Raw genomic sequence first — 20,808 nt, forward strand, 5'->3', positions numbered from 1 at the left:
AGGACGAATGTCTCGCATGGACGAGCCTTCGTTGCTCGACAAGGCCGCCAAAAAAAATCCACGCGAGCAGCGGCGGCTTGCGTGGATTTTTCGCGGGACGCTACGGCATGTCCCGAAAGTGCGGTGGATGGATCAGACGTTGAACAGGAAATTCATCACATCGCCATCCTGCACGATGTATTCCTTGCCTTCGGCGCGCATCTTGCCCGCTTCCTTGGCGCCCTGTTCGCCCTTGTAGGTGATGAAGTCTTCGTAGGCGATGGTCTGGGCGCGGATGAAGCCGCGCTCGAAGTCGGTGTGGATGACGCCAGCGGCCTGGGGCGCGGTGGCGCCGATCGGCACGGTCCAGGCGCGCACTTCCTTCACGCCGGCGGTGAAGTAGGTTTGCAGGCCCAGCAGCTTGAAGGCGGCGCGGATCAGGCGGTTCAGGCCGGGTTCTTCCATGCCCATGTCGGACAGGAAGGCCTGGCGGTCGGCGTCGTCCAGGTCGACGATCTCGGATTCGATGGCGGCGCAGATGGCGACCACGGGCGCGTTGCGCTTGGCGGCGAATTCGGTCAGGCGGTCGAGCAGCGGGTTGTTGGTGAAGCCGTCGTCGGCCACGTTGCCCACGTACATCGCGCGCTTGGCGGTGATGAAGCAGAGTTGGGCGATGTCGGCCTTTTCTTCGGTGCTCAGGTCCAGCGCGCGGATGGGCTGGGCCTGGTTGAGCTGGGCCACGCATTTTTCCAGCACGGCGACGATGCGCTGCGATTCCTTGTCGCCGGAACGCGCGGTCTTCTGGTGGCGCAGCAGGGCCTTCTCGGCGGTCTGCAGGTCGGCCAGGGCCAGTTCGGTCTCGATGACTTCGATGTCGGCGATGGGATCGACCTTGCCCGCGACGTGGATCACGTTGGGATCCTCGAAGCAGCGCACCACGTTCACGATGGCGTCGGTTTCGCGGATGTGCGAGAGGAACTGGTTGCCCAGGCCTTCGCCCTTGCTCGCGCCGGCGACCAGGCCCGCGATGTCGACGAATTCGACGGTGGCGGACAGGATGCGTTCGGGCTTGACGATTTCGGCCAGCTTCTGCAGGCGCGGATCCGGCACTTCGACCACGCCGACGTTGGGCTCGATGGTGCAGAACGGATAGTTCTCGGCGGCGATGCCGGCGCGGGTCAGAGCGTTGAAGAGTGTCGATTTGCCAACGTTGGGCAGGCCGACGATGCCGCATTGCAGAGCCATGGGAATCCTGTGTAAGTACGGTATTGATCGTTAACGTTCTAGTTTACCCCGCCGGGCGGAATGGGTTTTCGCCGAAGCGGCGGGCATGCGGCCCCGCTAACCGGCGGCGGTCGGGGCCCAGCGCATGATCAGCCAGATCATCAAAATGGGGCCGGCATTGAAGATCGCGTGCAGCAGCATGGCCGCGCCGATCCCGCGCCGCACTCGGATCCAGCCCAGCACCAGCCCGGTCAGCCATTGCGGCAGGACCAGCAGGGGCAGGAGCCAGTATGGCGTCTTGGCGTAGACGAAATTGGTCAGGTGCACGGCGGCGAAGGTCAGCGCGACCAGGTGGAACACCAGGCCGAAGTGCCTCAGGTAATAGCGGCGCCAGGTCGTGTCCCAGGCTTTCAGGGGTTCGGCGCGCCGGCGCACGCCCCAACAGGCCAGGATCACGAATGCGACCAGCAGCAGACCCGTCCAGGCCTTGGGCCCCCACAGCACCACGGGCAGCATCGCGGGGATCAGCCACAAGGCCTGCTTCGGGCGGCGCAGGCCATAGCGGAACAGCATCTCCTCGACCAGCGGCGCCCACAGCACGGCGGTCAGCCAGGGAATGTTCGCGGGGTCGAGCCGGTGAGTGACGCCTCCCAGCCCGGCCGCGGCCACCGCCAGCGGCCCCAGCGCGAAAAGGTTCACGGCCCACAGCAGCGCGGCCCAGGCCAGCAAGCGCCCCGGCGAGATGCCCGGCCACCAGTCGGCTGCCAGCCCGGTGGCGGCCGCCCGTCCGGGCAGGCGCGCGACCGGATGAGGCCGGCGGATGAAGCGCCAGAAATCCACGACTTCGCTGCGCAAGCGCAGCTTGCCGCGTGGCATGGCGGGCCGGTCGCCAGCGTCCGCCATCAGGCGTCGTTGCCGCTGTGGAGCTGGCGGGTGGCCAGCGGAAAGTCTCCGGCCAGCATGGCGGGGACGACGGCGCGGCAGCGGTCGATGACGGCTTCGATCTGCTTCTGTTCTTCGCGGCGCGGCGAATGCAGGACGAAGTCCGCCACCTGCTGCGCCAGGCCGAGCGTGCGCGGATGGCCGATGCCGATGCGCAGGCGCCAGAAATTGGGGCTGCCCAGCGCCGCCTGGATGTCCTTCAGGCCATTGTGGCCGGCATGGCCTCCGCCCTGCTTGAGCTTCACCTGGCCGGGCATCAGGTCGAGTTCGTCGTGCAGCACCAGCACCTGCTCCGGCGTCAGCTTGTAGAAGCGGGCCAGCGCGCCGACCGCCTGGCCGGACCGGTTCATATAGGTGGCGGGCTTGAGCAGCAGCACGTTGTCCGCGCCCAGGCGAGCCTTGGCCACCAAGCCGAAAAAGGACTTCTCCAGCGCGAAAGACGCGCGCAGATCGTCCGCCAGATGGTCGGCGAGCCAGAAGCCGGCATTGTGCCGGGTGGTTTCGTAGTCGGGACCGGGATTACCCAATCCCACGATGAGGCGTATGGGAGTAGACATGATGGGGGTGTTTAAACCAAAAAACCCTGCGCATGCAAATGCACACGCAGGGTTTCGGGCTCAGGCCGCCTGCGGGCCCATGGGCCCGGCGGGGCGAGCTTAGGCGGCCGGGGCTTCGGCTTCGCCTTCCTCGGCGGCAGCGGCGCCGCCCTTGACGACGGCAGCAGCCACCAGCGGGTTGGCATCGCCACCGTGGGGGACGTACGTCACGCCCTTGGGCAGCTTGATGTCGGCCAGGTGGATCGAAGCGCCGGGCAACAGGTCCTTCAGGTCGACTTCGATGAACTGGGGCAGAGCGGCCGGCAGGCAGGTCACTTCCAGTTCGGTCAGGACGTGGCTGATGATGGCGCCGCCCAGCTTCACGGCCGGCGAGACTTCAGCGTTGATGAAGTGGAACGGGACCTTGGTGTGCAGGGCCTGGTTGGCGTCCACGCGCTGGAAGTCCACGTGCAGGACTTGCGGCTTGTAGGCGTGCCATTGAACCGAACGCAGCAGGACTTGCTCGTCCTTGGCCGCGCCTTCCAGCGCCATTTGCAGGATGGAAGCGTGGAACTCTTCCTTGCGCAGGGCGTGGTAGATCTCGTTGTGGTCGAGTTCGATGTTCAGGGGGGCAGCCGTACCGCCATAAACGATGGCGGGAACGCGGCCCGCGCGGCGCAGGCGGCGGCTCGCACTCGAACCCTGGACGCTACGCGCAGTGGCATTGAATTTCATGGATAACTCCAAAAACGATAAATGGCGAAGAGACTCCGCCGGTTGGTGCACGGCACGCGAAATGCGCGCCGTGTTTGTTGCGCCTTGCCGCGACCAGCAAGGCGCAAAACTCAGTATCCGGACTGCCCGTCCGAGGGACGCCGCGTCTTAATCGACGAACAGCGAGCTGACCGATTCCGCGTTCGAAATGCGCAGGATGGTCTCGCCCAGCAGCGCGGCGCACGACAGTTGGCGGATCTTGCCGCTGGCCTGGCCTTGCTCGGAGAGCGGAATGGTGTCGGTGACGACGAGTTCGTCCAGTTCCGACGCTTCGATGCGGTCGATGGCGCCGCCCGACAGCACGGGGTGCGTGCAATAGGCGTAGACGGCGCCGGCGCCGCGGTCCTTCAGGGCCTGGGCCGCCTTGCACAGCGTGCCGGCGGTGTCGACCATGTCGTCCATGATGATGCAGGTGCGGCCGTCGACTTCACCGATGATGTTCATCACTTCCGACACGTTGGCGCGCGGACGGCGCTTGTCGATGATGGCCAGGTCGGCTTCCAGCTGCTTGGCCAGCGCGCGGGCCCGCACCACGCCGCCGATGTCCGGGGACACGACGACCAGGTTCGAGAAGTTGCGGCGCCAGATGTCGCCCAGCAGGATCGGGCCCGCGTAGATGTTGTCCACGGGGATGTCGAAGAAACCCTGGATCTGGTCGGCGTGCAGGTCCATCGTCAGGACGCGGTCGACGCCGGCCACTTGCAGCATGTTGGCCACGACCTTCGCCGAGATGGCCACGCGCGCCGAACGCGGGCGGCGGTCCTGGCGGGCATAGCCGAAATAGGGAATCGCGGCGGTGATGCGGCCAGCGGAAGCGCGGCGCAGCGCATCGACCATCACCATGATTTCCATCAGGTTGTCGTTGGTGGGGGCACAGGTGGGTTGCAGGACGAAGACGTCCTTGCCGCGCACATTCTCGTTGATCTCGACCATCACCTCGCCGTCCGAGAAGCGACCGACGGTCATCTTGCCCAGGGACATATCGAGGTGGTTGACTACGTCCACGGCCAGCCGAGTGTTGGCGGTGCCCGTGAAAATCATGAAGCTATCGTTTGCCATGATGGATGATGCGATGGTCGTTTAAGACACTGACGAGGTGATGCGGGGTGAAACAAAACACCAGCCGATCCGGAAAATAAAAAAGCTGCTGAACCCGGGCCAGTGTCTTACAGGCGTGTTCAACAGCTTTGTTATGTATTCGGTTGGCTGGGGAGGAAGGATTCGAACCTTCGCATGCCGGAATCAAAATCCGGTGCCTTAACCAGCTTGGCGACTCCCCAACTATCTTGCAATCCAATTCCGCAACGGATGCTCAGCCAATCCAGTACAAGCCTGCACTAACCGAAACCGTGGATGCGTTTGGCTGATTTTTTTATCAGCGCCGCGCATTATAGCGGTAATTTCTGTTTTCGCCAAAACGGCTTCGGAAAGTTCGGAAAACTCGGCGTATAAACACGCGCCAGATCCCGACATGCGAACCGCGATGCCCTGAGGCTTCAGCTGTTCGGCAAGCCACCGCGATGCCCCAAGCACTTCTGGGTAAAGGCGGTAGACCACCGGCTCCAAATCGTTCCTGCCGAAGCAGAAAGTTGGCGAAGCAAGAAAGTCCGCTATTGTGATGTAAGAAGAATCTCTTGTCAAATCGGGTGCCGAAAATATTTCAGCGGTCGGCACGCTGGCATCCGGCTGCGCCACCAGATAGGCGCGTTCCGGCAGCGCGACCGCCGCCAGCTCTTCGCCCACGCCTTGCGCGAAGGCCGATTGCCCGAATACGAAGACCGGCACGTCGGCGCCCAGCGGCAAGGCCAGGGCCATCAGCTCGCGCCGCGACAGCCCCGTTCCCCAAAGCCGGTTCAATGCGATCAGCACCGTGGCCGCGTCGCTGGATCCGCCCCCCAGGCCGCCGCCCTGCGGAATGCGCTTTTCAAGCCCGATCTGCACCCCCTGCTTCGTGCCCGTGGCGCGCTGCAAGGCATGCGCGGCGCGCAAGGTCAGGTCCTGCTCGGGCGGCACGCCCGGCAGGTCCGTGGCGCGGCTGATGACGCCGTCGGCCCGCGCATCGAAATGCAGCGTGTCGCAAAGGTCGATGAACCGGAACGCGGTCTGCAGCAGATGGTAGCCGTCGGCGCGCCGGCCCACCACGTGCAGGAACAGGTTCAGCTTGGCGGGCGCGGGTACGTCGTAGAGAGTCACGGCGGCACTAGGGTTGGTTGACGACCAGCCGCAGCAGGATGCGGCGGCCCGGCTCCAGGCGCTCCAGGACCAGCAGTTGCGGGCCCAGCGCGTCGTAGCGCGACAGGCGCGCGCGCCAGCCGCCCTGCTCGAACGCCACGGGACGGCCCAGCTCATCGCGGGACACCTCGGTGGCTTCCGGCTGCGGAGCCAGCTTGCCGCGCAGCCAATCGCGCAAGCCGGATACGGGCACGCTGCTGCCCAGCGCCTCGCCCGCGAGGGCGTCGGGATTGTCGGCGACCAGGCGCGTGCCGTCCGATTTGGTGAGGCTGGCCGCGCCCGGCCGCCCTTCCACGCGGGCTTCGGTCGAGCCCAGCGGGTTGGTCAGGTCCAGCACATAGCGGCGTCCATCGTCGGCCCAGGAAAAGCCGCCCTGCACGGCATTCTGCTTGCCGCTTTCCTCGTTGACCGTGAGCGCGAAACGCCCGATGCGGGAAAACGCGTCGGCGCCGGCGCCTTCGATCGGCTTGGGCGTGGTGCAGGCCGCCAGGAATGCGGCCAGCATCGCCATCAACGCCCAGCGCAACAACATCGCGGCATTGCGCGGGCGCGGCACCGCCGGCGTCACAGGCCAACCCCCAGGCGCTTGATGACGTCCTGGACGGTCTTGTTCTTCGGATCCTTCCGCAGCGCGGCGCGCAGCAGGTCGACGGCCTGGTCGCGCTTGCCCTGGCTCCAGAGGACTTCCGCCAGGTGCGCGGCGATATCGGCTTCCGGACGCACGCTGTAGGCGCGGCGCAGGTAGTCGGCGGCCGCGGTGGAATCGCCCATCCGGTACTTGACCCAGCCCATGCTGTCCAGGATGAAGGGGTCGTTGGGGGACAGCTCGAGCGCCTGGGTGATCAGGTCCAGGGCCTCGGGCAGGCGCTGGTTGTGGTCGGCCAGCGTATAGCCCAGCGCGTTGTAGGCATGGGCATGATCCGGATCCAGCGCGATGACCTGGCGCAGCATGCGCTCCAGGTCATCGAGACGGTTCTGGCGCTCGTAGAGCATGGCCAGCTCGTACTTGATTTCGACCGTGTCGGGCATCGCCTGGTCGGCCGCCTCGAGCACCGATATCGCCTGCGGCACGCGGTCGGCGTCGCGCAGGATCTGGGCCTTGGTCAGCACGCCCAGCGTGCGCTCCTCGTCGTCCTGGGGACCGGCGGCGTCGATCATGGAGAGCGCGCTGTCGATCTTGCCGCCCTTGGCGCGCAGCGCGGCCTGGCGCATGCGCACGGAGTAGCGCAGGGTCGGGTCGTCGATGCGGCCCAGCTCGGCGATGGCATCGTCGTAGTGCCCCTGATCTTCAGCGATCCGGGCGAGCAGCACATGGGCATCGGCGGCCGCGGCGCCGGCGTCGGTCGCGCCCGGCACGGTGGCGCGCTGGCGCTGGTTCTGCACGTCCAGGTATTGCTGAAGCAGCGTCTTGGCCTGCGGCAGCTGCCCGGCCTTGTAGGCGAGTTGCGCCTGCATGAACAGCAGGTCGAAATCTTCCGGCGAACGGCGCGACATGGCCTGCAACTCCGCCAGGGCGCCGTTGTAGTCGCCGCTGTCGGCCAACTGGCCGGCCAGCATCAGGCGCACCTTGCGCGCATTGGGATGGCGGGCGATATAGGCGCGGGCCTCGGCCTGCGCACGCTGCGGATCCACCTTGGCGCCGTATTCCAGCACGCGCTGGGCGGCGGCCTCGGACTTGGGATCGGCGGCCAGCGCCGCGCGGGACTCCTGGGCGGCGCGTTCGTAGTCGCCCGCAGCGGAGGCCACGTCCGCCAGCGCCAGGTGCGCGGCGGGCAGCTTGCGCGCGCTGTCGCTCAGGGATTCGTCCAGGATGCGCAGGGCCAGGCGGCGATCGTTGAGCCGGCTCAGCACGGCCAAGGCCTGGCCGATGGCCGCCGGCTTGTCGCGGGAGGCGTCGATGCGGTTGCGCAGCGCCTGCGCCAGGCCCTTGGTCTGGCCATTGGCCGCGGCCAGCGCCAATTCGGTGGAACTGGCTTCCACGTCGTTGGGGGACAGGCGCGCCCAGACGCGGGCAGCCTCCAGCGCGCCCGGCAGGTTGCCTCCGGCGAGCTGGAATTCCAGGGCGCGGCGGGCCAGGCGCGGATCGCTGGTGTCCCGGGCCAGGCCGAGCATCGTGGTGGCGGCCGATCCGAACATGCCCCGCTGCGCGGCGATCTCGGACGCCAGCACGCGGTAAAAGATGTCGGCGGTCAGCGACACGTAGGGCAACTGGCCGGGACGCAGGCGGATCACCTCGGTTTCAGGCTGACGGCTCTGGGGCGCCATGCGAGGCCCGGTCGCATCGCGGGTCCGGCTGTCGGCGGCCTGCGCCGGCGGGGTCAGTATTGCTGCCAGCGCAAGCGCCAGCGCGGCAATCCCGATGTTCATTGGTTTGAAAGACGACTTCACGCGGCCCGTCCGGTTGATGGCACAATCTTCGTACACGCAATTGATGATCTTACACTGGCTCATGCCGGAACTGCCTGAAGTCGAAACCACGCGTCGGGGAATAGACGCCGTCATCACCGGCCGGACGCTCACGCGGCTGGTCGTCCACGAATCCCGCATGCGCTGGCCCATACCGCCGGATCTGCCGGCGCTGGTCGGCGGCCGGGCCGTGCTGGAATGCGCGCGCCGAGGCAAGTACCTGCTGCTGCGCTTCGAGCACGGCACCCAGATCGTCCACCTGGGCATGTCGGGATCCCTGCGCAGCGTCGCCCCGGGCGAATTCCTGCGCAAGCACGACCACGTCGAATGGATCTTCGAGCAGACGGTCCTGCGCCTGCATGACCCCCGCCGCTTCGGCGCGGTGCTGTGGCACCCCGGATCCGACGGCCCCATCGAGGCCCATCCCCTGCTGGCCAAGCTGGGCATCGAACCCTTCGACCCGCGCTTCGACGGCGCCTGGCTGCACCGCCATTTCAAGAACCACGGCGCCGCCGTCAAGCAGGTGCTGCTGGCGGGCATGGCGGTGGTGGGCGTGGGCAATATCTATGCGTCGGAAAGCCTGTTCCGGGCCCGGATCAACCCCAAGACCCCGGCAAACAAGCTGTCGCCGGCCCGCTGCGACCGCCTGGCGGACATGGTGCGCGCCACGCTGGCCGATGCCCTGACTTCAGGCGGCAGCACCCTGCGCGACTACGTCGGGGCCACGGGCGAGCCGGGGGCCTATTTCGAGATCCACGCGGCGGTCTACGAGCGGGAGGGCCAGCCTTGCCGGGTCTGCGCCACCCCGATCCGGCGCTTCGTGCAGGGCCAGCGCGCCACCTATTACTGCCCTAAATGCCAAAGGAACTAGGCCTGCGCCGCCCGAAAATCCCCGGGAAATCCCTGTAAAAACAAGGACGTTCGTTTATAGCAAACGTATTGCACAAACACTAACGGCGGGCTATATTCCTTCCACACCCCTTATTCCTATAAAAGTGGAAGGAGCCCCCATGAGCAAGCAATTCGCCTCGCACGCCGACCTGGACGACAAGGTCGTCTCGTTCGAAAAACTGTCCGACAATGCCTATGCCTACACGGCCGAAGGCGACCCCAACACGGGCGTGATCATCGGCGATGAGGCCGTCATGGTGATCGACACCCAGGCCACTCCCGTCATGGCGCAAGACGTGATCCGCCGCATCCGCGAAGTCACCGACAAGCCCATCAAGTACATCCTGCTGTCGCACTACCACGCGGTGCGCGTGTTCGGCGCGTCGGCCTACAACGCGCAGGAAATCCTGGCCAGCCGCGACACCTATGACCTGATCGCCGAGCGCGGCGAGCAGGACAAGGCCAGCGAAATCGGCCGCTTCCCCCGCCTGTTCCGCAACGCCGAATCGATTCCGCCCGGCCTGGTCTGGCCGACGATGACGTTCAAGGGCGAAATGACCGTCAACCTGGGCAACCTGGAAGTCAAGCTGCTGCAGGTGGGCCGCGGCCATACCAAGGGCGACACCATCGCCTGGCTGCCCGAGCAGAAGATCCTGTTCGCAGGCGACCTGGTCGAGTACCAGTCCACCCCCTACTGCGGCGACGCCTATTTCCGCGACTGGCCCACGACGCTGGACGCGCTGTCGGGCTTCGACGCCGAGAAAATGGTTCCCGGCCGCGGCCCGGCGCTGAAGAACGCCGCCGAAGTCCGCCAGGGCCTGGCCGGCACCCGCGCCTTCCTGACCGACCTGTATGGCGCCGTGAACCGCGGCGTGGCCGAAGGCAAGGACCTGAAGACCATCTACCGCGAGGTCTACGATTTCATGAAGCCGCGCTACAGCGATTGGGTGATCTTCGATCACTGCATGCCGTTCGACGTGTCGCGCGCCTATGACGAGGCCACCGGCTACAACGATCCGCGCATCTGGACCGACAAGCGCGACCTGGAGATGTGGGCTCAGCTGGAAGGCTGATCCCCGCAGGGGCCGCCGCTGGCGGCCCCGCCCCCGCCACGCAGGAACCGGAATCGCGCGCCGCCAGGCAGCGCGCGGCGTCGGCGCATAAAAGCAAAATGACCCACACAGGAGACAACCGTGGGAGACATCGATTTTCAGGCGATGGAATTCGCCTATGAAAAGCACGCGGACCAGGCCGCCAGCGCGCTCGCGCGGCATCAGGTCGTGATCGTGGGAGCCGGGCCGGTCGGGCTGACCACCGCGCTGGATCTGGCCCGGCAGGGCGTGCGCGTGGTCGTGCTGGACGACGATTTCCGCCTGTCGACCGGCTCGCGCGCCATCTGTTTCTCCAAGCGCACGCTGGAGATCTGGGACCGCCTGGGCGTCGGCCAGCGCATGATCGACAAGGGCGTGTCGTGGAATGTGGGCAAGGTCTTCTTCCGTGAACAGGAAGTATGGCGCTTCGACCTGCTGCCAGAGCCCGGCCACCGCCGCCCGGCGTTCATCAACCTGCAGCAGTACTACGCCGAAGGCTATCTGTACGAGCGGGCGAGCCAGGAACCCAACATCGACCTGCGCTGGAAAAACAAGGTCGTCGCCGTTACCCAGGCGGACGACGGCGTGGTCCTGGGCGTGGAAACCCCCGACGGCTCGTATCCGCTGCACGCGGATTGGCTGATCGCTTGCGACGGCGCGCGTTCGCCGGTGCGCAAGCTCATCGGTCAGGAAAGCCATGGCCGCATCTTCCGCGACCGCTTCCTGATCGCCGACGTGAAGATGCAGGCCGATTTTCCGACCGAGCGCTGGTTCTGGTTCGATCCGCCCTTCCATCCCAACCAGTCCGTGCTGCTGCATCGGCAGCCCGACAACGTCTGGCGCATCGACTTCCAGCTGGGCTGGAACGCCGACCCCGTCGAGGCCGTCAAGCCGGAAAACGTGCTGCCGCGCATCCGCGCCCTGCTCGGCCCCGACGCGCGCTTCGAACTGGAATGGGTCAGCGTCTATACCTTCGCGTGCGAGCGGATGGACAAGTTCCGCCACGGCCGCATCGTCTTCGCCGGCGACTCCGCGCACCGCGTTTCGCCGTTCGGCGCGCGCGGCGCCAACAGCGGCGTGCAGGACGCGGAAAACCTGGCGTGGAAGCTGAAGCTGGTGCTGGCCGGCCAGGCGCCCGAAACGCTGATCGACAGCTATGGCGCCGAGCGCGAGTACGCCGCCGACGAAAATATCCTGAATTCCTCGCGCGCCACCGACTTCATCACGCCCAAGAGCGACATCAGCCGCAGCTTCCGCAACGCGGTCCTGAATCTGGCGAAGACCCACCCCTTCGCGCGTTCGCTGGTCAACAGCGGCCGCCTGTCGCTGCCCGCCACCTACGCGGCTTCGCCGCTGAACACGCCGGACGCCGACGCCTTCGCCGGCCGCATGGTGCCCGGAGCCGTAGCGCTGGATGCGCCGGTGCAGACGCGCGGCGAACCGGAATGGTGGCTGTCGCAGCTGGACGGCGAATTCGTGCTGGCGCTGTTCTGCGGCGATGCCCTGCCCGGCCGCGACACGCTGCTCGCCCTGCAGGCCCTGCGCATGGCGCCCGTTCCGGTCAAGGCCGTGCTGGTGGCCAGCCCGCAATGCGATCCGTCATCGCTGCCCGCGGAACTGGCCGTGGTGACGGACGGCGAAGGCTGTCTGGGCAAGCGCTATGACGCGCAGCCCGGCACGGCCTACCTGATCCGCCCCGACCAGCACATCGCCGCGCGCTGGCGCGCCTTCGACGCCGGCGCCGTCGCCGCGGCCGTCAGCCGCGCCATCGGCCGCGCCTGAACTTCGAGATCACTCCATCATGCTGATTACCGAAACCAACCTGAGCTCGCCGGACGACTTCTACGAGGCGCTGATCGAGACCCACCGCGACCTGAGCAACGAGCAAAGCCAGGAACTCAACGCCGCGCTGATCCTGCTGCTGGCCAACCACCTGGGCGACATGGACGTGCTGCGCGAAGCCCTGCGCCACGCGCGCGCCTCGGTGGCGCCGTAGGATGGGTGCCGCGCGAGGGCCCTTGAGCAAGAACATGGCTCTCCGGCGCGCGAAACCCATGCGGCCGCAATCGATTGTTTTTCGGCCGATGCCAGGCCCAGTCTGCCCACGGCCGCATGGGTTTCGCGCGCTGGGCGGTTGCGTTCTTATGCAGAAACTCTCGCGCTGCACCCATCCTACGCCCCTCCTACCGCAAACGCATTGACGATCAGCGCGCGCAGCCACTGGTTGCCGCTATCGCGGTCCACCCTGCGCTGCCAGTACAGGTTCGTCTGCAGCGCGGGGACCCTCACCGGCGGCGTCATGAAGCGCAGGCCGAAGGGCGGCGCGGCGCTGGCGGCCAGCTTTTCGGGCACTGTGGCCAGCAGGTCCGTGGCGCTCACGATGTACGGCACCGCCGAGAAATGCGGCACGCTGAAGTGCTGCGCCAGCTCCACGCCCGCTCGCTCCATGGACTGGTTCACCTGCCCGTAGGGCGCGGCCCGCGAGACGATCAAGTGGCGCTCGGCCCGAAAGGCCTTGAGGCCCATGCCTGCATGGGCCGTCGGGTGCGCCTGCCGGAACAGGGTTGCGTACCCTTGGCGAAACAACATGCGTTGCAGGGTGCCCGCCCCCATGTCATCGAACGCGCCGATCGCCAGGTCCACGCGCCCCGCCTCCATTTCCCGCGCCAGGTCCGGCCCCTGGATGCGCACGGAATCGATGCGCACCTGCGGCGCAACCTGCACGCACACTTCCATCAGCCGGGGCATGAAATGGATCTCGCCCACATCCGTCATCGCCACCCGGAACCGCCGGGTGCTGGTGGCGGCGTCGAATACGTCCTGGTCCTTCAGCGCCTGCGACAGCACGGTCAGCGCTTCGCTGACGGGCCCCGCCAGGCGCTGCGCGCGCGGCGTGGGCAGCATGCCCTGGCCGGTGCGCACGAACAGGTCGTCGCCGAACGCTTCCCGCAGGCGGCGCAGCGCATTGCTGACGGCGGGCTGCGACAGGTCCATCCGACGCGCTACGGCCGACAGGTTGCGGTCCTCCAGCAGGTGCTGGAACAGCAGCAACAGGTTCAGGTCGACATCGCGCAGCTCGGCCACGGCTCTCTCCATTATTCACAAATTTTATAGTCTCTATTTTTACATTCCCGTAGCCGCGGAGGTGGATTTTTCCGACAATGGCGTATGGCCCGGGGGACTCCGTCCGGACGGGCGATCTGAACCAAGGCCGCGCGGCCAAGCACCGCGCAGCCGTCCAGGAGGATTCCATGGAACTGCAATACCAAACCGGATTCGGCAACGATTGCGCCACCGAGGCGCTGCCCGGCGCGCTGCCGGTGGGCCGCAATTCGCCCCAGCAATGCCCCTACGGCCTGTATGCCGAGCAACTATCCGGCACCGCCTTCACGGCGCCCCGCAGCGAAAACCGCCGCTCGTGGCTCTATCGCATCCGCCCCGGCGCGCAGCACAAGCCCTTCGAGGCCTTTGAAGGCGCCTCGGGCTGGCTCAGTTCGTTCGGCCATGCGCCGGTGACGCCCAACCAGCTGCGCTGGAGCCCGATGCCCATCCCGACCGCCCCCACCGATTTCCTGGAAGGCGTGAAGACCTGGGGCGGCAACGGCGGCCCCGACGAACAGAGCGGCGTGGGCATCCACCTGTATGCGGCCAACCGCTCGATGGAGGGCCGCTATTTCTACAACGCCGACGGCGAACTGCTGCTGGTGCCGCAGGAAGGCCGCCTGCGCCTGGCCACGGAACTCGGCCTGATCGACCTGGAGCCCCTGGAAATCGCCGTCATCCCGCGCGGCGTGCGCTTCCGCGTGGAACTGCTGGACGGCTCCGCCCGCGGCTACATGCTGGAGAACTTCGGGGCGGCGCTGCGCCTGCCCGAGCTGGGCCCGATCGGCTCGAACTGCCTGGCCAATGCGCGCGACTTCAAGACGCCCGTGGCCTGGTACGAGGACCTGGAAGGCGATTTCGAGCTGATCGCCAAGTTCACGGGCGGCTTCTGGCGCGCCTCCATCGGCCATTCCCCGTTGAACGTCGTCGCCTGGCACGGCACGCACGCGCCGTACAAGTACGATCTGCGCAACTTCAACACCATCGGCTCGATCAGCTACGACCACCCGGATCCCTCTATCTTCACGGTGCTGACCGCCCCGTCCGATACCCCGGGAACGGCCAACATGGATTTCGCGATCTTCCCGCCGCGCATCCTGGCCATGGAAAACACTTTCCGCCCGCCCTGGTTCCACCGCAACGTCGCCAGCGAATTCATGGGGCTGATCCAGGGCGTGTACGACGCCAAGGCCGACGGTTTCGCCCCCGGCGGCGCCAGCCTGCACAACTGCATGAGCGGCCACGGCCCTGACGCGGAAACCTTCGAAAAGGCTTCCCATGCCGACACCGGCACGGCCCATTACATCCGCGACACGATGGCGTTCATGTTCGAGACCCGGCGCGTCATCCGGCCGACGGAACAGGCGCTGGCCTCGGTAGAATTGCAGGGCGACTATTACCGGTGCTGGCAGGGCCTGGCCAAGCATTTCGACCCGAACAAGGCGTGACGCGAAAGCCCCGGCTTTCCACGCCCGCGGCGATGAGCGCAAGCTCATCGCCGTTTGGCATTTGGATTTATCACAACACTGAAAGAGACACGCAGCCATGACCACCACCATCAATGAAACCCACGACCCGTCCCTGAAGAGCTGGGTCGCCAGCGCCAACTCGAACGCGTCGGATTTCCCGGTGCAGAACCTCCCGTACGCCTCGTTCCGCCGCAAGGGCACGTCCGAACCGTTCCGCGTGGGCGTCGCCATCGGCGACCAGATCCTGGACCTGGCCGCGCTGGCCGCGAAGCAGCCTTTCGAAGGTCCGGCCGCCGAAGCCCTGGCGGCCTGCGCCGCCGACAGCCTGAACGGATTGATGGCGCTGGGCCAGGCCCGCTGGAGCGCGCTGCGCCTGGCGCTGTCTCGCGCGTTGCGCGAAGGCGCCGCCCTGCGCGATGCGATCGAGCCGCTGCTGGTTCCCCAGGCCGACGCGGAATACGCCACGCCGGCGCGCATCGGCGACTACACCGACTTCTACATCTCGGTGCACCACGCCACCTCGGTGGGCAAGCAGTTCCGCCCCGACAATCCCCTGCTGCCGAACTACAAATGGGTGCCCATCGGCTACCATGGCCGCGCCTCCAGCATCGGCGTGGACCAGAAGTTCCCCCGGCCCGTCGGCCAGACGCGCCCCGCCAATGAAGGCGAAACGCCGCAATTCGGCCCCTGCGCCCGCCTGGACTACGAACTGGAGCTGGGCATCTTCGTCGGCACGGGCAACGCCCAGGGCGAACGGATCCCGCTGGCGGACGCCGAATCGCACGTGTTCGGCCTGTGCATCCTGAACGACTGGTCGGCGCGCGACATCCAGGCGTGGGAATACCAGCCGCTGGGCCCCTTCCTGTCCAAGAACTTCGCCTCCACGATTTCGCCGTGGGTCGTCACCATGGAAGCGCTGGAACCGTTCCGCACGCAGTGGAATCGCGGCCCGTCCGAGCCGCAGCCCATGCCCTACCTGGCGTCCGACGCCAACCGCGCCAAGGGCGCCTTCGACGTGCAGATGGACGTGCTGCTGACGACCGAGAAATCGCGCGCCGAAAAACAGCCGCCCGCCCATCTGTCGCGCAGCAACTTCCGCGACGCCTACTGGAACGTGGCGCAGTTGATCGCGCACCACACGGTCAACGGCTGCAACCTGCAGCCGGGCGATATGCTGGGCACCGGCACGCTGTCCGGTCCGCAGGCCTCCGAAGCCGGTTCGCTGCTTGAACTGAGCAACGGCGGCAAGGCGCCGATCGAGCTGCCCTGGGGCGAAAAGCGCACCTTCCTGCAGGATGGCGACCAGATCATCATGCGGGCCGAATGCGTGAAGGCGGGCTACCCGCGGATCGGGTTCGGCGAAAGCTCGGGCACGGTGCTGCCGGCGCGCATCTGACCCAGCGGAATTGCCGGCGCGCCGCGCTCAACGGGCGTGGCGCGCCATCAGCCGTTCGATCTCGTCGTCCTTGGCCTGCCATTGCTGCCCCAGCCAGTGGTGGAATTCCGACCGGAACGCCTTGTCCCGGGTGTAGTCGGCGTCGCAGAAGGCCGGCGGCACCGGCAGTTGCCGCATGCGCACCACCACCTGGCCCGCGCGGCCGCAGGCCAGGTCCCAGAAGCTGGGTATGCCTTCCGGATAGGCGATGGTGGCATCGATCATCGAACGGAAGCGCGACCCCATCGCGTTCAGCGCCACCGCCAGCCCGCCCGCCTTGGGCTTGAGCAGATGGCGGTACGGCGAGGCCTGGGCGGCCCGCTTGGCCTCGGTGAACCGCGTGCCTTCGGCGAACACCATCACGCTGGTCGGCACCAGCGAAAACTTCTCGCATGCGCGCCGGGCGGCCTCCTGATCCTCGCGCCCCAGGGCGGGGTTGCGCCGCAGCTCGGCCTTGCCATGACGCTTCATGAACGGAAAATCCAGCGCCCACCACGCCAGGCCGATGACCGGCACGTAGATCAGCTGGCGCTTCAGGAAGAACTTCAGCAGCGGAATGCGCCGGTTCAGCGAACGCTGCAGCACGAAGATGTCCACCCACGACTGGTGGTTGCAGTTGACCAGGTACCAGTCCGCGTAGCGCAGTCCGGCATGGCCCTGGACGTCCCAGGGCGCCCGCTGGATTCGCGCGAACCAGCCGGCGTTGCCGGACACCCAGGCCGTCGCGATGGCGTTGAGCGCCGGGTCGACGCGCCGCCGGACCGCGGGCAAAGGCAGCAGCAGCTTGAGCAGCGCCACCGGGAACAGCAACAGGCACCAGAACACGGTGCTGGCGGACAGCAGAACCACGCTGAATGCGCCGGTCATCCAGGCGAACCGTCCGCGCGGCACCGGCCAGGCGCGGCGTTGCGGCCTGAGCGTGCCGGATTCGGCCGCGCCGGGCTGCACGGCGGCGGGGCCAGCGTTCTGGGATTGATCTGGAAAAGTCATGGCCGCCAGTTTGCGGCTCCCGGGCGGAAAACGGCTTGCGCAGGATCAAGGCGGCGGCATGGGGCCGGAACCGCCTTGACGGCGCGTCAGGGCAGCCGGTATTTCTCTTCGCGGTACGCCCAGCTCGCCCAGAGCGCGTGCGCCAGGGCCTCTTCCGTGAGCTTGGGATCGGCGGGCTCCACCGGCTCGTACACTTCATCGCGGCCCACCGGCGCCGCCTCGTACCGGAATTCCCGGGGCGGCTTGGACGGCTCCAGCACCAGCAGCTTGTCGCCCTGCAGGTAGCCGAAATTGTCCGCGTACTGCATCATCGCCCGGTTCGGGTCGCGCCGCGTCAGGTCCACGCCCAGCATCGGATTCACATTGTCCAGGCCGATCAAGGACAACAGGGTGGGAGCCATGTCGATCTGGCTGACCAGGCGGTCATCCTGGCGGGGCGCGATTCCCGCCCCCAGGATCAGCGCCGGGATCTGGAAATGCCGCACCGGCACCGGGATCGAGCCATACACCCGCGAATCGTGGTCGGCGATCACCAGGAACACCGTGTTGTTCCAATAGGGCGCCTTCCTCGCCTTATCGAAGAATTGGCCTAGCGCCCAATCCGCATAGCGCACGGTGTTGTCCACCGATGCCGGGTCCCCCACGGGCGTAATGCGGCCGGCCGGATACTCCCAGGGCGAATGGTTGGTGACCGAGAACGCCAGCGTGAATACCGGCTTGTCGCCATCGGCGCGCAGCAGTCGGTCCACCTGATTGAACATGTCCTCGTCCGATGCGCCCCACGATCCTTCGAACACCGGGTCCACGAACTTGGGACGGTCCACGATCTCGTCGAAGCCGTTGCCCAGGAAGAACGCGCGCATGTTGTCGAAGTGCGACTCTCCGCCGTACACGAAGCGCGAATGGTAGCCGTGCTTGCCCAGCAGCTGCGCCAGCGTGAAGAAGCCGGTCTGCGAGCGCGGCAGCTTCACGACGGCGTCGGCCACGCTGGGCAGGAAGCCCGCCGTGACGGCCTCGATGCCCCGCACGGAGCGCGTGCCCGTCGCGTAGGCGCGATGGAACATCCAGCCTTCCTTGCCCAGCCGGTCGATGTTGGGCGTCAGGTCGCGCCCGCCCAGGCTGCCCACGTACTGCGCCCCCAGGCTTTCCTGCAGGATGATCACGACGTTCAGCGGCTTGTCCCGGCGCACCGTGGCCTTCTGCGCATGCAGGCTGGGATAGCGCGGATCCAGCGGCGCACCCGCGATGCCGGCCTTTTCGCGCACGATCGCATTCATCTCGTCCACCGCCATCTTCGGATACATCGCGGCGGAGGAACGCTCGTCGCGCATGCGATAGGCCGCGTCGAACACGCTGTACAGGGAATTGAGCGCCAGGGCGTTGACCATCGCGTCGGAACTGAACGCAACCTTGGCGGGATTGATCGGCCGGTGCTCCAGCGTGCCGCGCGCGCCCAGGAACACCAGCGCCAGGATCACGAACGAGGCCACCGGCCGCTTCCACCACCCCATAACGGGGTCGCGCGCCCGGGTCGGGAACAGCCTGACCGCCATCCAAGCGGCAATCGCCAGCACCACGAAGGCCGCCAGCAGCACGCCCTTGTAGCCCTGCCACAGCATGGAGCCGACTTCCTTCGGATTGAGCAGGTAGATGAAATACAGGCGGTTCGGCCGCGTATCGTATTCGGCGATGAACTGGGGCGTTGAGACTTCCAGCAGCACGTAGAGCATCCACCAGACGCGGAACCACCACGCGGTGATGCGAGCGGCCAGCGGCCGGTGCCCGAACCAGGGCGAGAGCACGGCCGGCAGCGCGATCACCATCGACAGCAGGCATACGTCGATGCGCAGGCCGCCCAACAGCAACGGCGCGAGCCCGCCGGCGGCCTGCACGCGGTCCCACATCCAGAAGGCAAGGCCCAGGCGCGACAGCGTCAGCAGCGCCAGGATGGCAATGATGAAGCGTAGCGTCAGCCGGCGCATGAATCCGCCCTCCCCCGGCCGCGGGTAGCCTGCTCAGTGAAAAAAACGCTGCTTTGTATGCCGAGCAGAACCATGCCGCCTCGTCGTCGAAAAAAAGAAAACGGGCAAGAGTAACGCGGTTTGGCGCTGCCTACCCGCATGTTGCCTTCTTGCTATTGCGCGCGCCGCAGGCGTTCGCGGCTGTTGCTCAGGTGCGTGCGCATGGCCGCGCGCGCGCCCTCCGCGTCCTGGCGCAGGATGGCGCCGTAGATGTCCTCGTGCTCGAGGTTCACGCGCGCCAGGTAGGCCGCCCGGTCTTCATGGGCGAACTTCGCGGAATTGATGCGGGTGCGCGGGATGATGGCCGACCCCAGGTGCGACATGAGGTCCGCGAAATAGCGGTTGTCGGTGGATTGCGCGATCAGCAGGTGGAACTGGAAGTCCGGCGTGACCGTGTCGCCGCCGCCGTCCAGGGCGTGCTTGAACGCGTCCAGCGCCCTGCGCATTTCCTGCAGCTGCGTTTCGGTGCGCCTGCCGGCGGCCAGGCTCGCGGCCTCGCTTTCCAGGCAGATGCGCAGCTCCAGCAGGACCAGCACGTCGCGCACCGTGGCGATGTCGGCCGGATCCACCCGGAAGTCGCCGCCGCCGCTGGGCTCCAGCGCATACGTGCCCACGCCGTGATGGGTTTCGACCAGGCCCGAAGCCTGCAGCCGGGACAGGGCCTCGCGCACGACGGTGCGGCTCACGCCGAACTGCCGCATGATTTCGGACTCGGTCGGAAGCTTGTCCCCCGGCCGGATCTCGCCGCCGCGGATGCGTTCCGAAATGCTCTCGACCAGGCCCTGGGCCAGGTTCCGGGGACGACGCTGCGGCAAGACGGGGGATTCGGCGGGAGCGTTCATCAGAGGATCCGAAAGCGGTTGCACAAGGCGAGACGCTGAAAACTCGCGCCCGACGATTATACGTGTGGCCAGTTGTACGACGACACACCACTCAGGCCCCTTTTCCGGTGCCGGCGGCCTGGACACCGCCATCCCTGCGGCGCCGCCCGGCCCGCGTGCCGCCCGGATGGCCCACGATGAGCGGATAGAAGCACAATGCTGCCAGGAACCACAGCAAGGCCGCCGACCAGAGCGTCTGGCTCAGGAAATGGGCGCCCTGCAGGATGCGCACGGCCGAGAAGCCCGCGCCGGCGGCGATGCCGACGGCCAGCCCGCCCCAACGCCAGGCGGGCCGCCCCAGCGCCCAGCCCGCGAAATAAAGGGTCAGCATGGAATAGCCCGCGCCAGCGTGGCCGCTGGGCAAGGCGCCCCCCGCCCTGGCGCGCGCCCAGGTCCACCAGTGCAGCGGATAGGGGGTATAGCCGCCCAGCGTGTCCAAGTCGTAGGGCCGGGGCAGCGTCGTGTGGTGCTTCAGCTGCGTCACCAGCACCTGACCCGCCAGGCAGGTCGCCGCGACGGCCAGGGCCGGCCCGCGCCAGCGGCGCCAGGCCGGTATGCGGTAGCTGGCCGCCACCACGCCGACGGAGGCCAGCGCAATGCCGATCGGCAGGGCCAGCACCATGCGGTGGCCGATCAGGTCGAGCCAGCGGTTGGCCCGCAGGGGGAAATCGTCCAGGACGGTATCGAACAGCGCTTGCGCGATGCGCAGATCCAGCCCGGAGGCGTTGGCCCACCAGGCCAGACCGGCCAGGACGAGGGTCACCGCGATGACATGGCTGCACAGGTACGAGGCGGCCGTCGGCTTCCGAAGCTCGGGCGGCGATAAGGGCGGCAT

Annotated in this window: 19 protein-coding genes and 1 tRNA gene; 6 read left to right on the forward strand and 14 right to left on the reverse strand. The window is 67.0% G+C overall.

What is annotated here, in order from left to right; genetic code table 11:
- Window positions 1-132: 132 nt before the first annotated feature.
- The 9 genes from ychF to ACN6PJ_RS04170 all read right to left on the reverse strand — a co-directional run bounded on the left by ychF (window position 133) and on the right by ACN6PJ_RS04170 (window position 8,138).
- The gene (gene ychF / locus ACN6PJ_RS04130) at window positions 133-1,224 is read right to left on the reverse strand and encodes a redox-regulated ATPase YchF (RefSeq protein WP_427994637.1); all 1,092 of its coding nucleotides are present in this window, start codon (window positions 1,222-1,224) and stop codon (window positions 133-135) included.
- 96 nt (window positions 1,225-1,320) lie between these two features.
- The gene (locus ACN6PJ_RS04135) at window positions 1,321-2,106 is read right to left on the reverse strand and encodes a CPBP family glutamic-type intramembrane protease (RefSeq protein ID WP_427994638.1); all 786 of its coding nucleotides are present in this window, start codon (window positions 2,104-2,106) and stop codon (window positions 1,321-1,323) included.
- Complete coding sequence (gene pth, locus ACN6PJ_RS04140; protein WP_427994639.1) at window positions 2,106-2,702, reverse strand: aminoacyl-tRNA hydrolase; 597 nt, start codon at window positions 2,700-2,702, stop codon at window positions 2,106-2,108. The genes ACN6PJ_RS04135 and pth overlap by 1 nt, the downstream gene beginning before the upstream one ends.
- Before the next feature lie 99 nt (window positions 2,703-2,801).
- Entirely contained in the window at window positions 2,802-3,416 is a 615-nt protein-coding gene (locus ACN6PJ_RS04145; protein WP_427994640.1) for a 50S ribosomal protein L25/general stress protein Ctc, read from the reverse strand.
- A gap of 147 nt (window positions 3,417-3,563) precedes the next feature.
- On the reverse strand, window positions 3,564-4,514 hold the full coding sequence (locus ACN6PJ_RS04150) for a ribose-phosphate pyrophosphokinase (protein ID WP_006227587.1): 951 nt from the start codon (window positions 4,512-4,514) through the stop codon (window positions 3,564-3,566).
- A gap of 144 nt (window positions 4,515-4,658) precedes the next feature.
- Window positions 4,659-4,735 (reverse strand) — tRNA-Gln (locus ACN6PJ_RS04155).
- Window position 4,736: 1 nt separating this feature from the next.
- A complete protein-coding gene (gene ispE, locus ACN6PJ_RS04160; protein ID WP_427994641.1) occupies window positions 4,737-5,648 on the reverse strand; it encodes a 4-(cytidine 5'-diphospho)-2-C-methyl-D-erythritol kinase in 912 nt (303 codons plus the stop codon).
- 7 nt (window positions 5,649-5,655) lie between these two features.
- Entirely contained in the window at window positions 5,656-6,219 is a 564-nt protein-coding gene (gene lolB, locus ACN6PJ_RS04165) for a lipoprotein insertase outer membrane protein LolB (protein WP_427994642.1), read from the reverse strand.
- Between the two features lie 32 nt (window positions 6,220-6,251).
- Window positions 6,252-8,138 (reverse strand): tetratricopeptide repeat protein, encoded by a 1,887-nt coding sequence (locus ACN6PJ_RS04170; RefSeq protein ID WP_427994643.1) that lies wholly within the window; start codon window positions 8,136-8,138, stop codon window positions 6,252-6,254.
- On the opposite strand from ACN6PJ_RS04170, the gene mutM reads away from it, so the two are divergent.
- The 4 genes from mutM to ACN6PJ_RS04190 all read left to right on the forward strand — a co-directional run bounded on the left by mutM (window position 8,137) and on the right by ACN6PJ_RS04190 (window position 12,071).
- Window positions 8,137-8,964 carry a bifunctional DNA-formamidopyrimidine glycosylase/DNA-(apurinic or apyrimidinic site) lyase gene (mutM, locus tag ACN6PJ_RS04175; RefSeq protein ID WP_427994882.1) on the forward strand — a complete coding sequence of 276 codons (828 nt, stop codon included), beginning with the start codon at window positions 8,137-8,139 and terminating at the stop codon, window positions 8,962-8,964. The two genes, ACN6PJ_RS04170 and mutM, sit on opposite strands and share 2 nt — an antisense overlap.
- Before the next feature lie 139 nt (window positions 8,965-9,103).
- Window positions 9,104-10,057, forward strand: a complete 954-nt coding sequence (locus tag ACN6PJ_RS04180; protein ID WP_427994644.1) for an MBL fold metallo-hydrolase — start codon at window positions 9,104-9,106, stop codon at window positions 10,055-10,057.
- A 120-nt stretch (window positions 10,058-10,177) separates the two neighbouring features.
- Window positions 10,178-11,857: an FAD-dependent oxidoreductase gene (locus ACN6PJ_RS04185; RefSeq protein WP_427994645.1), complete on the forward strand. Its 1,680-nt coding sequence runs from the start codon at window positions 10,178-10,180 to the stop codon at window positions 11,855-11,857.
- Between the two features lie 19 nt (window positions 11,858-11,876).
- Window positions 11,877-12,071, forward strand: a complete 195-nt coding sequence (locus ACN6PJ_RS04190) for a DUF2783 domain-containing protein (RefSeq protein ID WP_043546277.1) — start codon at window positions 11,877-11,879, stop codon at window positions 12,069-12,071.
- Between the two features lie 176 nt (window positions 12,072-12,247).
- Here ACN6PJ_RS04190 and ACN6PJ_RS04195 read toward each other — a convergent pair whose 3' ends face one another.
- Window positions 12,248-13,159: a LysR family transcriptional regulator gene (locus ACN6PJ_RS04195; RefSeq protein WP_427994646.1), complete on the reverse strand. Its 912-nt coding sequence runs from the start codon at window positions 13,157-13,159 to the stop codon at window positions 12,248-12,250.
- A 167-nt stretch (window positions 13,160-13,326) separates the two neighbouring features.
- Here ACN6PJ_RS04195 and hmgA point away from each other — a divergent pair, with 167 nt between their 5' ends.
- Both hmgA and fahA read left to right on the forward strand, forming a co-directional pair.
- Window positions 13,327-14,625: a homogentisate 1,2-dioxygenase gene (gene hmgA / locus ACN6PJ_RS04200; protein ID WP_427994647.1), complete on the forward strand. Its 1,299-nt coding sequence runs from the start codon at window positions 13,327-13,329 to the stop codon at window positions 14,623-14,625.
- Between the two features lie 97 nt (window positions 14,626-14,722).
- Window positions 14,723-16,042, forward strand: coding sequence for a fumarylacetoacetase (fahA, locus tag ACN6PJ_RS04205; protein WP_427994648.1), 1,320 nt, complete (start codon window positions 14,723-14,725; stop codon window positions 16,040-16,042).
- 27 nt (window positions 16,043-16,069) lie between these two features.
- Here fahA and ACN6PJ_RS04210 read toward each other — a convergent pair whose 3' ends face one another.
- The 4 genes from ACN6PJ_RS04210 to ACN6PJ_RS04225 form a co-directional block, all read right to left on the reverse strand.
- Window positions 16,070-16,972, reverse strand: a complete 903-nt coding sequence (locus ACN6PJ_RS04210; protein WP_427994883.1) for an acyltransferase — start codon at window positions 16,970-16,972, stop codon at window positions 16,070-16,072.
- Between the two features lie 185 nt (window positions 16,973-17,157).
- On the reverse strand, window positions 17,158-19,053 hold the full coding sequence (locus tag ACN6PJ_RS04215; RefSeq protein WP_427994649.1) for an LTA synthase family protein: 1,896 nt from the start codon (window positions 19,051-19,053) through the stop codon (window positions 17,158-17,160).
- Window positions 19,054-19,205: 152 nt separating this feature from the next.
- Window positions 19,206-19,934: a FadR/GntR family transcriptional regulator gene (locus ACN6PJ_RS04220; protein ID WP_427994650.1), complete on the reverse strand. Its 729-nt coding sequence runs from the start codon at window positions 19,932-19,934 to the stop codon at window positions 19,206-19,208.
- Window positions 19,935-20,025: 91 nt separating this feature from the next.
- Window positions 20,026-20,808 (reverse strand): phosphatase PAP2 family protein, encoded by a 783-nt coding sequence (locus ACN6PJ_RS04225; protein ID WP_427994651.1) that lies wholly within the window; start codon window positions 20,806-20,808, stop codon window positions 20,026-20,028.

The organism is Achromobacter sp. (genome assembly GCF_050285585.1).
In the GTDB taxonomy this organism is placed as follows: domain Bacteria; phylum Pseudomonadota; class Gammaproteobacteria; order Burkholderiales; family Burkholderiaceae_B; genus Achromobacter.

What these genes read in the sequence shown, in the direction of transcription:
- ychF (WP_427994637.1), bottom strand. Translation starts at nt 1,224, where the DNA reads ATGGCTCTGCAATGCGGCATCGTCGGCCTGCCCAACGTTGGCAAATCG.
- ACN6PJ_RS04135 (WP_427994638.1), bottom strand. Translation starts at nt 2,106, where the DNA reads ATGGCGGACGCTGGCGACCGGCCCGCCATGCCACGCGGCAAGCTGCGC.
- pth (WP_427994639.1), bottom strand. Translation starts at nt 2,702, where the DNA reads ATGTCTACTCCCATACGCCTCATCGTGGGATTGGGTAATCCCGGTCCC.
- ACN6PJ_RS04145 (WP_427994640.1), bottom strand. Translation starts at nt 3,416, where the DNA reads ATGAAATTCAATGCCACTGCGCGTAGCGTCCAGGGTTCGAGTGCGAGC.
- ACN6PJ_RS04150 (WP_006227587.1), bottom strand. Translation starts at nt 4,514, where the DNA reads ATGGCAAACGATAGCTTCATGATTTTCACGGGCACCGCCAACACTCGG.
- lolB (WP_427994642.1), bottom strand. Translation starts at nt 6,219, where the DNA reads ATGTTGTTGCGCTGGGCGTTGATGGCGATGCTGGCCGCATTCCTGGCG.
- mutM (WP_427994882.1), top strand. Translation starts at nt 8,137, where the DNA reads ATGCCGGAACTGCCTGAAGTCGAAACCACGCGTCGGGGAATAGACGCC.
- ACN6PJ_RS04170 (WP_427994643.1), bottom strand. Translation starts at nt 8,138, where the DNA reads ATGAGCCAGTGTAAGATCATCAATTGCGTGTACGAAGATTGTGCCATC.
- ACN6PJ_RS04180 (WP_427994644.1), top strand. Translation starts at nt 9,104, where the DNA reads ATGAGCAAGCAATTCGCCTCGCACGCCGACCTGGACGACAAGGTCGTC.
- ACN6PJ_RS04190 (WP_043546277.1), top strand. Translation starts at nt 11,877, where the DNA reads ATGCTGATTACCGAAACCAACCTGAGCTCGCCGGACGACTTCTACGAG.
- hmgA (WP_427994647.1), top strand. Translation starts at nt 13,327, where the DNA reads ATGGAACTGCAATACCAAACCGGATTCGGCAACGATTGCGCCACCGAG.
- fahA (WP_427994648.1), top strand. Translation starts at nt 14,723, where the DNA reads ATGACCACCACCATCAATGAAACCCACGACCCGTCCCTGAAGAGCTGG.
- ACN6PJ_RS04215 (WP_427994649.1), bottom strand. Translation starts at nt 19,053, where the DNA reads ATGCGCCGGCTGACGCTACGCTTCATCATTGCCATCCTGGCGCTGCTG.
- ACN6PJ_RS04220 (WP_427994650.1), bottom strand. Translation starts at nt 19,934, where the DNA reads ATGAACGCTCCCGCCGAATCCCCCGTCTTGCCGCAGCGTCGTCCCCGG.
- ACN6PJ_RS04225 (WP_427994651.1), bottom strand. Translation starts at nt 20,808, where the DNA reads ATGCCGCCCTTATCGCCGCCCGAGCTTCGGAAGCCGACGGCCGCCTCG.